The sequence below is a fragment of the Rahnella perminowiae genome (assembly GCF_019049695.1).
GTDB classification, from domain to species: Bacteria; Pseudomonadota; Gammaproteobacteria; order Enterobacterales; family Enterobacteriaceae; genus Rahnella; species Rahnella perminowiae.
Genome location: NZ_JAFMOT010000186.1, coordinates 123,170 through 138,824 on the forward strand (window position 1 = coordinate 123,170; position 15,655 = coordinate 138,824).

Genomic DNA, 15,655 nt, shown 5'->3' on the forward strand with positions numbered 1-15,655 from the left:
GCTTTCTGGTTTCTTATTAATCATGCGATGCCTTTGGTTACAACGGCGTATAGATATCAAACCGGTGACTTTTGGTCACGACAGCGGCCTGGGCGGCAATATCAGCCATCGGCGGTGCGTAGTCCGGGCGTTTGACCACAATACGTTTAGTCGCTAAACGGCGTGCCGGTTCCAGCAGGCCATCCGCATCTTCATCCGGGCCGACTAATCCCTGAAATACCCGCATCTCTTTCTTCACCAGCGCACTTTTCTGTTTATGCGGATACATCGGGTCGAGATACACCACTTCCGGTTTTGGCGATAGTGCAGCCAGCGCTGTCAGGCTTGAGGCATGCAGCAACGTCATACGCTCGCGCAGCCACGGGCCGATTTCTGCATCGCGATAGCCGCGCGCCAGCCCGTCATCGAGCAGTGCCGCCACTACCGGATTGCGCTCCAGCATCCGCACCTTACACCCCAGGGACGCCAGTACAAACGCATCACGGCCCAGCCCTGCGGTGGCGTCAACGACATCCGGCAGATAGCTGCCTTTAATGCCGACGGCTTTGGCTACTGCCTCACCGCGTCCGCCGCCGAATTTGCGACGATGCGCCATCGTGCCGCCGACAAAATCGACATAAATCGCGCCGAGTTTTGGCTCGTCACGTTTGCGTAATTCCAGACGTTCAGACGTCAGCACCAGCGCCATTACGGCATCCGGGTCAGACGTCAGATCCCAGCGCTGCGCCAGAACAGATAAGGCGCCTTCATCGGCGCCTTCTTCACACAGTAAACACACACTCACAGGCAGAGGTTATCCTTTGATTCCGTAGTGGCGCAGCATAGCATCCAGCTGCGGCTCACGCCCGCGGAAGCGTTTGAACAGCTCCATCGGCTCTTCGGAACCGCCACGCGACAGAATGTTATCCAGGAATGACTGGCCGGTTTCGCGGTTGAAAATACCTTCTTCTTCAAAGCGGGAATAGGCATCGGCAGACAACACTTCCGCCCACAGATAGCTGTAATAACCCGCCGCATAACCGCCCGCAAAGATGTGGCTGAAAGCGTGCGGGAAACGTCCCCACGACGGTGACGGTACCACGGCCACCTGTTTTTTGATTTCTGCCAGCGTTTGCAGGATTTGCGCACCTTTGGCCGGGTCGTACTCTGCATGCATACGGAAATCGAACAGACCGAACTCCAGCTGACGCAGGATAAACAGCGCCGCCTGATAGTTTTTCGCCGCCAGCATCTTATCCAGCATCTCTTTCGGCAGGGGTTCGCCGGTTTCAAAATGACCGGAGATAAACGCCAGAGCGTCCGGCTCCCAGCACCAGTTTTCCATAAACTGGCTTGGCAGTTCGACAGCATCCCACGGTACACCGGCAATACCGGCAACCCCCGGCGTGTCGATGCGGGTCAGCATATGATGCAGTCCGTGACCGAATTCATGGAACAGCGTGGTGACTTCGTTGTGCGTAAACAGTGCCGGTTTGTTGCCCACCGGACCGTTAAAGTTACAGGTCAGGTATGCAACCGGTTTTTGCAGTTCGCCGTCCGCTTTGCGCATACTGCCCACGCAGTCGTTCATCCATGCGCCACCGCGCTTGTGTTCACGGGCATAAAGATCGAGATAGAAGCTGCCGCGCAGGTCGCCAGTTTCATCGAACAGATCGAAGAAACGCACATCTTTGTGCCAGGTTTCCACATCTTTGCGCTCTTTGGCGGTGATACCGTAAATACGTTTCACCACTTCGAACAACCCTTCCAGCGCACGCTGTTCAGGGAAGTAAGGCCGTAACTGCTCGTCGTTAATGGAGAACAGGTGCTGTTTCTGTTTTTCGCCATAGAACGGCAAATCCCAGGCTTCCATCTCATCCACGCCGAAATGTTCTTTGGCGAAAGCACGCAACTGCGCCAGTTCCTGCTCGCCCTGCGGACGCGCACGTTTTGCCAGACCGCTCAGGAAATCGATCACCTGTTTCGGGCTTTCCGCCATTTTGGTGGCAAGCGACATATCCGCAAACGAATCAAAACCTAACAACTGGGCCAGTTCGTGACGCAGCGCCAGCTCTTCGGCCATGACCTCACTGTTGTCCCACTTACCGGCATTCGGCCCCTGATCGGAGGCACGGGTGGCAAACGCACGGTACATCTCTTCACGCAATTCACGGTTTTCGCCGTAGGTGATCACCGGCAGATAGCTCGGGATATCCAGTGTTAACAGCCAGCCTTCCTGTTCTTTAGATTCTGCCAACGCTTTTGCAGCGGCCAGTGCGCTTTCCGGCAGACCTTTCAGGTCATTCTCATCAGTGATGAGTTTGCTCCAGCCCATGGTGGCATCGAGCACATTGTTACTGTAGGTCGAACCCAGTTCAGACAGGCGCGCGGAAATTTCGCCATAACGCTTTTGTTTGTCCATCGGCAAGCCAATGCCGGACAACTCAAAATCACGCAGCGCGTTATCGATGGCTTTTTTCTGAGCCACGGACAGTGTGCTGAAATGTTCGCTGTCTTTTAAATCGCGATACGCCTGATACAAACCGGCATGCTGCCCGGTCCAGGTGCTGAATTCCGACAGAATTGGCAGACATTGCTCGTAAGCTTCACGCAATTCCTGGCTGTTTTTTACGGCGTTGAGATGCCCGACCGGCGACCAGATGCGGCTCAGGCGATCGTCACTTTCGGCCAGCGGCTGACACAGGTTTTCCCAGGTATAAGGTGCGCCCTGCGCAACAACGCGTTCAATCGTCTGACGGCTTTCTTCGATAGCGGATTTCATCGCAGGGACAATATGTTCGGGCTTGATCGCAGAGAAAGGTGGCAGGGAGAACGGTGTTAAGAGCGGATTCGACGCATTTTGCTGTTCAGTCATAGGGCCAGTCCTTCGTAATAGCGTTTGGGGCTGATGCGCCTGTGGCGCACCACGCAGTGAATTCGGGTCGTCTTAAAGATGACGTAACTTCTAACATGCGGTCAAGTTACGGTGAAATCAATGGGTGGCGGCGGGATAGTCTTTAATGGATAATGCCGCGAAGCCGCAGGAGAAGCCGCACATGTTGAGTTACCGCCACAGTTTTCACGCAGGCAACCATGCCGACGTACTGAAACACACCGTTCAGAGCCTGATCATTGAATCTCTGAAAGAAAAAGAAAAACCCTTCCTTTATCTCGACACCCACGCGGGTGCCGGGCGCTATCAGCTGAGCGGCGAGCACGCCGAACGCACCGGCGAATATCTGGAAGGCATCGCGCGCATCTGGCAGCGGGACGATATTCCTGAAGAACTGGCGGCATATATGTCGGTCGTCAATCACTTCAACCGCAATGAAAACCTGCGTTATTACCCGGGTTCGCCGCTGATTGCCCGTCAGCTGTTGCGCGAAGATGACAAGCTGCATCTGACTGAACTGCACCCGAGCGATTTCCCGCTGTTGCGCAGTGAGTTTCAGAAAGATGACCGCACCCGCGTTGCCCGCGCTGACGGTTATCAGCAACTGAAAGCCCAGTTGCCACCGCCTTCACGCCGTGGGCTAATCCTGATGGACCCGCCGTATGAAATGAAAACCGATTATCAGGACGTGGTAAAAGGCATTCAGGAAGGCTACAAGCGTTTTGCCACCGGCACTTACGCGCTGTGGTATCCGGTGGTGATGCGTCAGCAAATCAAGAAAATGCTGCGTGATCTCGAAGCGACCGGCATCCGCCGTATTCTGCAAATCGAGCTGGGCGTGCGCCCGGACAGCGATCAGCGCGGCATGACCGCTTCCGGCATGATCGTGATTAACCCACCGTGGAAACTCGAGCAGCAGATGAACAACGTGCTGCCGTGGTTGCTCAAAGTGCTGGTGCCTTCCGGTACCGGTCACACCACAGTTAACTGGGTTGTGCCTGAGTAAAAGCCTGCATAAATTGCCGGAGCCTTTTTTCAAAGGTTCTGGCTATCAAACCTATCACAATCATTGATCCAATCTTTTCCACAACACGTTAAACTCTTAGCCAAATTTTGAGATTAATGACGCTGTATCAGTGTCTCCATTTTTCACAACTTACGGATAAAACGATGACCAAACATTATGACTATCTGGCAATTGGCGGCGGCAGCGGCGGTATCGCATCAATCAACCGTGCAGCCATGTATGGGAAAAAATGTGCGCTGATCGAAGCTAAAGAGCTTGGCGGCACGTGCGTCAACGTGGGTTGTGTTCCGAAAAAAGTCATGTGGCATGCCGCGCAAATCGCAGAAGCGATCCGCAACTACGGCCCGGATTACGGTTTTGATACCACCGTTAACAGCTTCAACTGGAAAACGCTGGTCGCCAACCGTACCGCTTACATCGACCGTATCCACACCTCGTACGACAACGTACTGGGCAAAAATAACGTGGATGTGATCAAAGGTTTTGCCCGTTTCGTTGACGATCATACCGTTGAAGTGAACGGTGAGCAGATCACCGCAGATCACATTCTGATCGCCACCGGCGGACGTCCGAGCCATCCGGATATTCCGGGTGCAGAATACGGCATCGATTCAGACGGTTTCTTCGATCTGACCGAAATGCCAAAACGCGTTGCGGTTGTCGGTGCAGGGTATATCGCGGTGGAGATCGCCGGTGTGATGAACGCACTGGGTGCCGAAACGCATCTGTTCGTGCGTAAACATGCACCGCTGCGGACTTTCGATCCGCTGATCGTCGAGACGCTGGTAGAAGTGATGGAAACCGAAGGTCCGGCACTGCATAAAGAATCCATTCCGAAAGAAGTGGTGAAAAATGCCGACGGCAGCCTGACGCTGAAGCTGGAAAATGGCCAGGAATTTGTTGTCGACAGCCTGGTCTGGGCGATTGGCCGCGAACCGGAAACTGACAATTTCAACCTGAAAGCGACTGGCGTGAAAACCAACGATAAAGGTTACATCGTCGTCGATAAGTTTCAGAATACCAGCGTAAACGGCATTTACGCCGTGGGCGATAACACCGGTGCGGTTGAACTGACCCCGGTGGCTGTTGCCGCGGGTCGTCGCCTGTCAGAACGCCTGTTCAACAACAAGCCGGACGAACATCTGGATTACAGCAACATCGCCACCGTGGTGTTCAGCCACCCGCCAATCGGCACGGTCGGGCTGACCGAACCGCAGGCGAAAGAGCAGTTCGGCGAAGACAACGTAAAAGTCTACAAATCAGCCTTCACCGCCATGTATACCGCCGTCACGCAACACCGTCAGCCGTGCCGCATGAAACTGGTGTGCGTCGGTAAGGAAGAGAAAATCGTTGGCATCCACGGCATCGGTTATGGCATGGATGAAATGTTGCAGGGCTTTGCGGTCGCACTGAAAATGGGCGCAACCAAGAAAGACTTCGACAATACCGTCGCTATCCACCCGACCGGTGCCGAAGAGTTTGTGACCATGCGCTGATAGCGTCACGCTCTTGCCGGAAAAGTGTTATCTCCGGCAAACAAAAGGCTGAGGATCTTATGATCCCCGGCCTTTTTTTATAGCGCTATTTACACTGCAGGAAGCAAAGAACACAGCCGGTTATCACCGTAGTGATTTCAGTCCAGCAAAATCACTTTCGGGCTGTCTGCCTCGAATAAAGGTTTGCAGAGGATTTTATAACTGTCGCGGTCAAAATGCGGCACAGCAGTATCAAAGGCTTTGGCGGCTTCCAGCGTTTTCACTGTCCCCAGATAAAACCAGTGATTAATGACGTGATAATCGGTCAGTCCGTTGGCTTCTTCGGCGATCGCAATCCGTCCCGGATACGGCCAGCTACGAATTTTCAGGGCGCTGAGTGCTTCCCGCAGGCGCGCCTGATGATCCTCCTGTGATTCTTTGCCACAACAGACACCGGCACACTTGCCCAGCGAAAAACGGAAACATGCGCGATTTTTTGACAGCTTTTCCAGCCCCAGCGCGCCGTAACATAGCTTTTCCTGATCGGCGATCTCACGGATCTTTTCGACTGCCGACATCCTGGTTTTAAACAACCCAAACAGGTCTTCGCTGTGCGAAAAATCCACATTATCGCTGAAAACGATGCTGGCCGTCAGCCCCTGAAGCCGGATGGAACACAGCTTACGGGCAGTACGCAGACGCTTATTAAACAAAGGTCGCCGGGTTTTGATCAGATCAGATTCCAGCAATAAGGCGCCGACTTCCCCGATCGTTTCAATAAATTCAATATCACGGGTCATATGCAGGAGTTTGGCTTCGCCAGGATTGCGGAAGTGCGACATGACCCGGCTGCGGATATTCACGCTTTTACCGATATACAGCGGAAAGGCATTATCATCACCGTAAAAAATATACACGCCGCTGCGGTTGGGCAAATTTTCTAAGGTATGACGAAGATGCTCAGGGTACTGATAGAGCTCGGTAAAAAGCTCTTTCTCGGGATTCCACAAAATAGCTGACCTGTTTTTCTCTGATAACTTTTCTCTGACACCTTTTTTGAAACTCTTCTAAAAACAAAAAATGCCGTATAAAAAACAGACGGATAATACTGGTGATTTATACAGCCTTCAACCTTTGTGGGAAAAATCTTGTGTAAATATTGAACGTCAGAATTTACGCCTGGGTACGCAGCTCTATATATTCCTGACCATTCAGCAGGTTAGCTAAGGTTTTTTCACGGCTTTCCCGCTGTCCGGATTGTATCCACTGGTAAAGATTATCAATGTTATCGAAACGGACCAGCACGGTGTAGATAGTTTCCCCATGAACCGGCCGCAAGATTTTTACACTTTGGTAACCGGTAAAACTTGCCGCATCGGCCATCAGTTTCTCCAGCCAGGATTCATATTCCGTCAGCTTATCCCGCCGTACGCTATGGGTTATCACCAGAGTAATGTGGTCAGGTTGGTGCGGATAAGTCATCAGATATTCCTTCTCATTAACCGTTGTTCTGGTTAACTGAATGTTGCGTTATATTCATGAACGATACGAAATCAATACAGTCATTCATAACGGAAATATTTTGGGTTGTTGTTAAACAATTTTTGGGGTGGGGAAAATAATGCGATTAAGCCTTGAAGCGCTGCTGATCCTGGATGCGCTGGACAGACACGGCACTTTTGCCGCTGCGGCTGCCAGACTGTTTAAAACCGCTTCTGCACTGAGTTATACCGTGCAGAAAATGGAAAGTGATCTGAATATCAAGCTCCTGGACCGCTCAGGCCACCGCGCGACATTCACACCCACTGGCCGTCTGATGTTGGAAAAAGGCCGCGTACTGTTGCGGGCCGTCAGTGAGCTGGAACAACAGGCGCAGTACGTCGAAAGCGGCTGGGAAAGCAAACTGACCATCAGCGTCGATGCTTCCGTCCCGTTCGCGCTGCTTGCGCCGCTGATCGACCGTTTTTACGCAGAACATCAGCACACCCAGTTATTGTTCCGCCACGACGTACTGGCGGGTTGCTGGGAAGCGCTGAGTTACGGCGAAGCCGACATCGTATTCGGTGCCGTGCAGGAGCCGGTGACGCGCAGCGGCATTGAATACCGCCCGATCGGCTGGCTGGAATATGTGTTTGCAGTAGCAAAGCATCACCCGCTCGCCTCACTGCCGGAACCGCTGGTGCGTGAGCAAATCCGTCAGTATCGCGCGGTGGTGGTTCACGACACGTCCCGCCACGGTACAGGGGCTGATTTACGCGTGCTTGATGAACAGAAAATGCTGAGCGTTCATGATTTTAACGCCAAAGTTCACGCACAAATTGCCGGGCTGGGTTGTGGCTATTTGCCGCGTTACCTCGCCGCGCCGCATCTCGAAAGCGGTGCGCTGGTGGAGCGTCGTCTCGATACCGAAACCCGTCGCGATCAGGCTTTTATGGCCTGGAACGAAAATGCCACCGGCAATGCCGCCATGTGGTGGCGCGAAAACTTACAGAATTTCGACGGTATCGCAGCGGTGTATAGCCTGGAATAAAAAAAGCCGCATCATGCGGCTTTGTACTGCGACTAACGTACCGAAAGATAATGATGTACCTGAGGTTTATTTTCTCCACGGTGATAACGTGTCACTTCGCTTTGCAAATCGGCATCGGCATGCGACACACGCTGATGCTGACGCAGATGCTCTTGCCAGGATTCCACCAGGAACCATTCCACCAGACGTGACGGATCATCGCTGTGCTCGGTGATCCCCCACGCATAAGCCCCGTCACGGCGGCGTGCCAGCGAAAGTTTGCGGATTTCAGCCAGAAACGCCGGACGATCTTCCTGTGCAATCATATATTCAATCTGGATCATCACCGGACCGCGATCGCCCTGCACATCCCCTTCCACGACCGGATTATCCCAGTGCCCGGCAGGTTGTAAATCCGCCTCGCCAGCGGGCAATTTCAGCCGCCAGCATACCAGCGCGGCGATAACTAATCCGCTGCCGGCGAGTAACAGCGCCCCGACCAGACCGGTTTCCCGGGCAATTAAACCCCAGAACAAACTGCCCGCTGCCATCGCACCGTTAAACACCATCAGGTACACCGCCAGCCCGCGGCCACGCACCCAGTCAGGCAGTACCGCCTGCGCCACACCGTTCATGGAGGTCAGCGCGATAATCCAGCCAATCCCTAATACCACCATCAGCACCACGGCCAGCCATTTTTCCGGTGATGTTGCCAGCAGCAACATGACGGCGGCGGACAGTAAGGCGGAAAGCAGCACCAGTCCGTCAGCGCTCAGTTTCCGGCGTAAACGGGGCAACAGCAGCGCACCGAAAATCGCGCCGACGCCCACTGCGCCAAGCAGAACGCCGTAGAATCCGGCAGTACCGTGCAACATATTGCGGGCAATCAGCGGCAACATCGCCCAGATGGCGCTGGCGAAAGCGAAGTAAATCGCGGCACGCAGCAGCACGCGGTGAAGTTCCCGGCTGGCTTTGACATATCGCAGCCCTGCACGGAACGCACCCAGGAAGTGCTCCGATAACTCATTTTTCGCTTTAACCGGACGCTTCCACCACAGCAATGCGCCGATGACAAAAACATAGCTCATGACATCTGCGCCGTAAGCCGCACCGGCACCGAGGCTGGCCAGCAGCAAACCTCCGCCAGCGGGACCCACCGCCCGGGCAATGTTAATCCCCAGTGAATTCAGCGCGACGGCATTTCTCAAATCTGAACGGGGCACCAGTTCCGGCACAATCGCCTGCCAGGCAGGCCCCATCAGCGCGGCACCGATACCGCCGATAAAGGTCAGTGCTACCAGGTATTCCACGGTCAGCAAATTATTGTGTGACAACAGAAGCAAGGTTCCGCTGACGCCTGCCAGCAACAACTGAACAAAAATCAGCAGGCGGCGACGGTCAAGAATATCGGACAGCACACCTGCGGGGATCGCCAGCAAAAAAATCGGCAAGGTTGCTGCGGTTTGCATCAGCGCGACCGCCGCAGGGTTTGATGACAGCCCGGTGACTAACCACGAGCTGGCCACATCACGCATAAAACTGCCGGTATTACCGAGAATGGTTGCCACCCAAATCGTGGCAAATAATCCTTGTTTCAGCGGTGAAAAAGCGCCGCCGGTCGCAACAGCATTCTGGCTCATACCCGCCCCTTAAGGTCATCCCAGGCAACATAGATAAAAGCGCCGGCCAGCCCGATATGCTCGAAGAAACCGTTCATCATCATGGCGCGTTCCTGTCCCGACACCTGCCAGAAGGCATTTGCCATAAAATTGGCGCTAAAAGTGAACAGCGCCAGCGCCAGCGCACCCGCCCGGCGAAAGCGTCCGGTAAGAATCAGTGCCGAAGCCGCCAGTTCCAGCACAATCACCGCAGCGGCCATAGGCGCGGCCGGTGACAAACCGAAATGTTGCATCTCGGCAATCGCGCCGGGAAAATCGAACAGTTTGACGATGCCGCCCTGCAAATACGCGGCACATAAGGCCAGCAGGGCCAACCAGCGGATGACCGCGAAAGGGATAACAGGTGCCGACAGGCGGGAAACAGGGGCATGACGCATGATGTCTCTCCTGCCGGAACCCGCCTGAGCACGGTTCCGGCTTAATGGATAAATGAAGAAGGTTACGCTTTACGCTGCGGGGCTTTGTGCACCATGGTGTAGGCGTAATCGACACCCATACCGTAAGCACCGCTGTGTTCACGCACCAGATCCATAACAGCGTCGTATGTCTCTTTACGTGACCAGTCGCGCTGGTATTCGAGCAGAACTTGCTGCCAGGTCACCGGCACTGCACCAGCCTGCACCATACGGTCAATGGAACGTTCATGAGCGTCCACGCTGGTGCCGCCGGAGGTGTCGGTCACCACGTACACTTCATACCCTTCTTTCAGCGCCATCAGTGCCGGGAATGTCAGACACACTTCGGTCCACAGGGCGGAGATGATCAGTTTTTTGCGGCCTGTGGCTTCAACGGCTTTCACGAATGCTGCGTCTTCCCAGGAATTCATTGAGGTACGCTCAATCGGTTTCACATCCGGATGCACCGCCAGTAATTCCGGCCAGATATAACCGCTGAAGCTTTCCGTCTCGACCGAGGTGTAAATCACCGGCACGTTAAAAACTTTGCCCGCTTTAGCGAGAGCGACCGTATTATTTTTAAGCTGCTGGCGATCGATATTCGCAACGCCGAAGGACATTTGTGGCTGATGGTCGATGAAAATCAGGGTGGAGTTCTGTGGGTCCAGCAGATCGAATTTAGACATTTTCATTTCCTCTCAGAGTGCATTGTTAGATTGAGTGTTTGTATTTAACGTCGTGCTGTTGTGCTGCTGGAATTAACAATAGGTCAGGACATTAAAAGCGGATAGCGGAAAGAATTTGGCAACTTGTTCAGATTTTTTTGACAGGTATTACCCTCTCTATATGCCCGATAATACCCATTAATTTCAGCGCGATAGGAACAACAAAATCCTTTAACAACTTATCAAAAATATCCTGTTATCAATATTTCCCTGCCACGCATAATGTTGTTTTCAACACAACACACGACCCGTATAAAACCTGCAAAATAATCGCTGAGGAAATCTATAAATGAGCACATTCAATACACAAGACGGCACTCAAATTTATTTTAAAGACTGGGGTAAAGGTAAGCCGGTATTATTCAGTCACGGCTGGCCGCTGGATGCTGATATGTGGGACAGCCAGATGAATTTCCTGGCCGATCGCGGCTACCGGGTTATCGCTTTTGATCGCCGTGGTTTTGGCCGTTCAGAACAACCATGGGAAGGTTACAACTACGACACTTTCGCCTCTGATATCAATGATCTGATTGAACATCTCGATTTGCAGGACGTGACGCTGGTCGGCTTCTCCATGGGCGGCGGCGACGTCACCCGTTACATCAGCCGTTACGGTTCAGAACGCGTCACCCGCCTGGTCCTGCTGGGTGCGGTCACACCGCTGTTTATTAAAACGGATGATCATCCGCAGGGTGTGGATAAATCCGTATTTGATGGTATCAAAGCCGGTTTACTGAAAGACCGTGCACAGTTCATCAGCGATTTTGCGACACCGTTCTACGGCACCAATCAGGGGATGACCGTTTCTGATGGCGTGATGACGCAGACGCTCAACATTGCACTGATGGCGTCGCTGAAAGGAACTGTTGATTGTGTTACGGCCTTCTCTGAAACGGATTTCCGTCCGGACATGGCGAAAATTACCGTACCGACACTGGTTATTCACGGCAGCGCGGATCAGATAGTACCGTTCGAAGCCACAGGCAAACTGGCAGCAGAAATGATTAAAAACGCAGAGCTCAAAATCTATGAAGGCGCACCGCATGGTTTTGCTGTGACGCATCAGGATCAGCTGAACGACGATTTACTGGCATTCCTGACCGGTACTGCTCAGCGGTAAACAACGTCATCCGCAGAAACGAAAAGGCATTCCCGCAAAGGAATGCCTTTTTCTTTTGAGCCTGTTTTAAGCACTTCTTTTAACAAAGCAGCCGTCAGACTACCGGCAGTCTATCCAGAATCGCCTGTGCGGTATTCACGTCCGTCACTAATGAATTAATCATGCCTGAACGCACGGCACCGATAATCCCTGCCGCTTTTTCCGGCGTTGCCGCCACGCCGATAGTCAGCGGCGTTTTGCGCAACTGTTCAACCGAGGCCGCAATCATTCGCTCCTCGCCTTCCCAGTGCAATAACTCGCCCGTTCCCGTGAAGTAATGGCGCAGCACATCGCCTGCGGCATCGCTCAGCGCCTGCTCGCCGGGTGTCGCGGTGGTGGATTCGCTCGGCTTCGGCGTATGCGTCAGGCCCACACCGACAATCGCCGCATCGAGCCTGTCCCACAGTGAAATGATTTCCTGCACACTCGGGTCCGAGAGAAACGCATCACGCAATTCCGCAGAAGAAAGATAAGGGGCATGCAGGAAATACGGCGTGCCTTCCATCTGTTCCGCCGCGCGGCGCACGAACTCGGTTATCTGAAAATGCGGCGCAGATTGTTGCATACCGCCGTTGAGCGCCACGGTCATGATCCCCGGCAGACGAGGCATACCGGCCAGCGTGACTTCGCGCACCGCCCTTCCCCAGCCAATACCGAGCACCGATCCCGCCCCTAAACCGGCGTTCTGTAAAAGAGAAGCCAGCGGCGTCGCCAGTGCGCCGAGCACATTGCCCGGCGGCGCATCCACAACATACGCCTGTTTGAGCCCGAGACGTTTTATCAGATCTGCCGTCATGTCTTCCGGTGACGATAATCCCACCACTTCGATGCGTACAATCCCCGCCGCGCGGGCTTTATTCAGCAACCGGGAGATGGTTGCCGTCGACACATCCAGCTTGCGTGCAATCTCCACCTGAGACATATCAGACTCGTAATGCAGCTTCGCTACCAGATGCATCATGGCACGCGTTGCTGCAATATCTTGCAAAATTGGCTCTTTCAGCTTGAAATTCCTTTCAGTAATGAATTACACTCAAATCGTCGATTGAGGGATTATTGCGCAACACCTGTAAAAACGCAATGTGCCGGATCGGGCTTCAACCCTTGTAATACGGCATGTTACGCGATTTTCCACCCCGTTTATCCAGGGGGTAAACACAGAACGTCCAGTGTAATCGAGATTTTTTCATCTGTAATAAATTTCACGCAAAGGAGAGTTCCATGTCAAAAATGTCCACCTCAGAATTACGCAGCTATCAGCAGATTTGCGGTAAAAATGGCGCAATGATGGTGATCGCCTGTGACCAGCGCGGCGCCATGCGCAGCCTGCTCGCCAGCGATCCGCAACAACAATCTGCCATTTCAGAGCACGAACTCGGGCTGATTAAAGCCGACATCACGCAATATCTTGCCAGCAAAGCCTCCTGCGTACTGGTCGATCCGGTCTGTGCCGTGCCGCAACTGGTGGACAACGGCATCATTGCCCGCGACACCGCGCTGCTGATTGGCCTGGATGCATCAGGCTGGGATAATTCGCCGGAAGGTTATCGTCTGTCACGGCTGGTGGAGAATGTCGATGCGCGTCGTGTACGTGAACTCGGCGCGACCGGCGGTAAAATCATGGTGTATCTGCGTTCCGATCAGGAAGCGGCAAACCGTCATAACATTGATATTCTGCGCCAGTGCATTGAAGATTTCGCCCGCGAAGACCTGCTGCTGGTGGTGGAGTTCCTGACCTATAAACTCGACAACGAAACCGGGGAAGAATATAAAGAAAAAGTCCCGTCTCTGATTTATGGCGGCACGAAGATTTGTCTGGAATGCGGGGCTAAGGTGTTGAAACTGCCCTATCCTGGCTCAAAACAAGCCTGTGCTGACATCACGAAACTCGCGGGCGACGTGCCGTGGGCCGTGCTTTCTGCGGGCGTTGACCATTCCACCTTCCTCAAACAAGTGGCGGATGCCATGAGCGAAGGCGCATCAGGCGTTATCGCAGGCCGATCATTGTGGAAAGACTGCATCTCACTGGACCGCAACGCGACAAAATCCCGTCTGGAATCGCTGGCTGTACCGCGTCTGAACGAACTTCAGGCCGTCATTGAGCAGCATTTCCATGCACCGGCACACAACCAGACACAACAGGTGGAACATGTCTGAAAACAGAAGCGCCTCACGAAATGGCTTTACCGGCAAACGCGTCATCCTGGTGAACGGGATCCCGGCGTCAGGTAAAAGCCGGCTCGCCGTTGAGCTTTCTGCATACAGCGGCTGGCTGCAACTGTCGCTTGATGGCATTAAAAACCCATTTCTTCAGCGATTAGAGAATGTTGACCGTCCTTTTAACCGCGTGCTCGGGCTGGCAAGTTATCAGGTTATCTGGGACATCATCGGCGGCGCGCCTCAGGGCAGCACTTTTATTGTCGATGCGTGGTTTGGTTTTCAGCCCAAAGAGGTATTGCAGGATTATCTGCAACGGGCGGGCGCATCACAGGTTGTGGAAATCTGGTGCCAGATTGATGCTGAACGTGCGGCCGAACGATTTTCCTCACGACTGGGCGAACGTTTACCGGGACATGTCGGGGCAGAATATATTCCCGAATTAAAAATTCTCGCCGGAAATGCACGACCAATAACCTCAGGGCCAGTGTATTCTGTGGACCAGAATGTTATCGGACAAAATAAGCCTGTGAACATTGTTGATATTCATACGTGGATAATTAATGTATTCCACACACAACTCCAATAAATACCTGAACAAAGGAAATATTTATTTACTGAAAAAGTAAGTTAATTCTGATATCGGGATATTGTTAACCCTCTACTATCATTCATTCTTTCAGGTTGTTTGAAATTATTATCGTTCATTGATGGCTAATAGGATTGGACAGATCACAGTTTTTATTTTAATTAAATATCATACTGAGAAAAGACCCTATTCATATGAAGAGGTATTATGTTAAGCGACTGGATTAATGAAAACAACACGCAAATCATTAGCAAAACAGATGACTGGAAAAGTGCAGTAGCAATTGCCGTACAACCGTTAATTGATTCGGGCGCAGCGGAAAGTCGTTATCTTCAGGCTATATATGATATGCACCGCGAAATCGGACCTTATTATGTTTTGGGCGAAGGTATTGCGATGCCGCACGCCCGGCCGGAAGAAGGGGTTAACCGGACGGCACTGTCTCTGGTCATTGTTTCAGAAGGCGTTGAGTTTGGCAGTGAAGGTAATGATCCGGTTTATGTTATCTTCGCGCTGGCCGCGGTGGACAGCCATTCGCACATCGAAATGATTGCCAGCCTTTCCCATTTGTTCTGCGATGACGAGGCAGCGGAACGATTAAAACGCAGTAAAAACAAGCAGGAAGCATTAGAGATTATCCGGCAGTTTTAGACGTGAAGTGAAAAAAGATAAACATAACCCTTTATGTACACCTACAAAGAACGTAAGGAAAAATGATGAAAAAGCTATCAATCCTGGCGGTATGCGGTGCGGGTCTGGGCAGCAGTTTTGCCTGTGAAATGAGTATCGAAGCGGCACTGAAGGATCTGGGTGTGGAAGCCGATTTATCACATTGTGATATTTCCAGCGCCACGTCTTCAAGAGCTGACATTATTATGACCGGCGAGAATTTCAGATCGCAATTTCAGCATTACACCATTAATGCCAATATTATTTATCTGAAACGACTGGTGGATAAAAATGAAATAAAGACCAAGCTGACGCCTATTCTTCAGGAGATGGGGCATCTGGCCACGTAATAACATGCCGTCTTAATTCACAATACGTATAAATTAAATCAACAGAACA

Annotated in this window: 16 protein-coding genes; 8 read left to right on the top strand and 8 right to left on the bottom strand. The window is 52.6% G+C overall.

Going from position 1 to position 15,655, the window contains the following annotated elements; genetic code table 11:
* Nucleotides 1-37: 37 nt before the first annotated feature.
* A complete protein-coding gene (gene rsmJ, locus J1781_RS21020; protein WP_217234143.1) occupies nt 38-784 on the bottom strand; it encodes a 16S rRNA (guanine(1516)-N(2))-methyltransferase RsmJ in 747 nt (248 codons plus the stop codon).
* Nucleotides 785-793: 9 nt separating this feature from the next.
* A complete protein-coding gene (prlC, locus tag J1781_RS21025; RefSeq protein ID WP_129953866.1) occupies nt 794-2,854 on the bottom strand; it encodes an oligopeptidase A in 2,061 nt (686 codons plus the stop codon).
* Nucleotides 2,855-3,035: 181 nt separating this feature from the next.
* On the opposite strand from prlC, the gene J1781_RS21030 reads away from it, so the two are divergent.
* Nucleotides 3,036-3,878 carry a 23S rRNA (adenine(2030)-N(6))-methyltransferase RlmJ gene (locus J1781_RS21030; protein WP_013573521.1) on the top strand — a complete coding sequence of 281 codons (843 nt, stop codon included), beginning with the start codon at nt 3,036-3,038 and terminating at the stop codon, nt 3,876-3,878.
* Nucleotides 3,879-4,042: 164 nt separating this feature from the next.
* Complete coding sequence (gorA, locus tag J1781_RS21035; protein WP_129953867.1) at nt 4,043-5,395, top strand: glutathione-disulfide reductase; 1,353 nt, start codon at nt 4,043-4,045, stop codon at nt 5,393-5,395.
* Between the two features lie 137 nt (nt 5,396-5,532).
* Here gorA and cho read toward each other — a convergent pair whose 3' ends face one another.
* On the bottom strand, nt 5,533-6,384 hold the full coding sequence (cho, locus tag J1781_RS21040) for an excinuclease Cho (protein WP_217219236.1): 852 nt from the start codon (nt 6,382-6,384) through the stop codon (nt 5,533-5,535).
* 163 nt (nt 6,385-6,547) lie between these two features.
* Nucleotides 6,548-6,856 carry an antibiotic biosynthesis monooxygenase gene (locus tag J1781_RS21045; RefSeq protein ID WP_217219237.1) on the bottom strand — a complete coding sequence of 103 codons (309 nt, stop codon included), beginning with the start codon at nt 6,854-6,856 and terminating at the stop codon, nt 6,548-6,550.
* A gap of 139 nt (nt 6,857-6,995) precedes the next feature.
* On the opposite strand from J1781_RS21045, the gene J1781_RS21050 reads away from it, so the two are divergent.
* The gene (locus J1781_RS21050; protein WP_217219238.1) at nt 6,996-7,904 is read left to right on the top strand and encodes a LysR family transcriptional regulator; all 909 of its coding nucleotides are present in this window, start codon (nt 6,996-6,998) and stop codon (nt 7,902-7,904) included.
* Between the two features lie 32 nt (nt 7,905-7,936).
* Here the strand turns inward: J1781_RS21050 and J1781_RS21055 are convergent, their stop codons facing one another.
* The 3 genes from J1781_RS21055 to J1781_RS21065 form a co-directional block, all read right to left on the bottom strand.
* Nucleotides 7,937-9,523: an MFS transporter gene (locus J1781_RS21055; protein ID WP_217219239.1), complete on the bottom strand. Its 1,587-nt coding sequence runs from the start codon at nt 9,521-9,523 to the stop codon at nt 7,937-7,939.
* On the bottom strand, nt 9,520-9,939 hold the full coding sequence (locus J1781_RS21060; RefSeq protein WP_129953872.1) for a DoxX family protein: 420 nt from the start codon (nt 9,937-9,939) through the stop codon (nt 9,520-9,522). The genes J1781_RS21055 and J1781_RS21060 overlap by 4 nt, the downstream gene beginning before the upstream one ends.
* Before the next feature lie 62 nt (nt 9,940-10,001).
* Entirely contained in the window at nt 10,002-10,643 is a 642-nt protein-coding gene (locus J1781_RS21065; RefSeq protein WP_129953873.1) for a hydrolase, read from the bottom strand.
* Nucleotides 10,644-10,971: 328 nt separating this feature from the next.
* On the opposite strand from J1781_RS21065, the gene J1781_RS21070 reads away from it, so the two are divergent.
* A complete protein-coding gene (locus tag J1781_RS21070; protein WP_129991490.1) occupies nt 10,972-11,802 on the top strand; it encodes an alpha/beta fold hydrolase in 831 nt (276 codons plus the stop codon).
* A gap of 94 nt (nt 11,803-11,896) precedes the next feature.
* Here J1781_RS21070 and J1781_RS21075 read toward each other — a convergent pair whose 3' ends face one another.
* The gene (locus J1781_RS21075; RefSeq protein ID WP_217234144.1) at nt 11,897-12,829 is read right to left on the bottom strand and encodes a sugar-binding transcriptional regulator; all 933 of its coding nucleotides are present in this window, start codon (nt 12,827-12,829) and stop codon (nt 11,897-11,899) included.
* A gap of 233 nt (nt 12,830-13,062) precedes the next feature.
* Here J1781_RS21075 and J1781_RS21080 point away from each other — a divergent pair, with 233 nt between their 5' ends.
* The 4 genes from J1781_RS21080 to J1781_RS21095 all read left to right on the top strand — a co-directional run bounded on the left by J1781_RS21080 (nt 13,063) and on the right by J1781_RS21095 (nt 15,606).
* Entirely contained in the window at nt 13,063-13,998 is a 936-nt protein-coding gene (locus tag J1781_RS21080; protein ID WP_129991491.1) for a tagatose-bisphosphate aldolase, read from the top strand.
* Nucleotides 13,991-14,587: a P-loop nucleotide/nucleoside kinase family protein gene (locus J1781_RS21085; protein ID WP_217234145.1), complete on the top strand. Its 597-nt coding sequence runs from the start codon at nt 13,991-13,993 to the stop codon at nt 14,585-14,587. Before J1781_RS21080 ends, J1781_RS21085 begins: the two co-directional genes overlap by 8 nt.
* A 207-nt stretch (nt 14,588-14,794) precedes the next feature.
* Nucleotides 14,795-15,238 (top strand): PTS sugar transporter subunit IIA, encoded by a 444-nt coding sequence (locus J1781_RS21090; RefSeq protein WP_217234146.1) that lies wholly within the window; start codon nt 14,795-14,797, stop codon nt 15,236-15,238.
* A 65-nt stretch (nt 15,239-15,303) separates the two neighbouring features.
* A complete protein-coding gene (locus J1781_RS21095) occupies nt 15,304-15,606 on the top strand; it encodes a PTS sugar transporter subunit IIB (RefSeq protein ID WP_047606432.1) in 303 nt (100 codons plus the stop codon).
* Nucleotides 15,607-15,655: the final 49 nt, after the last annotated feature.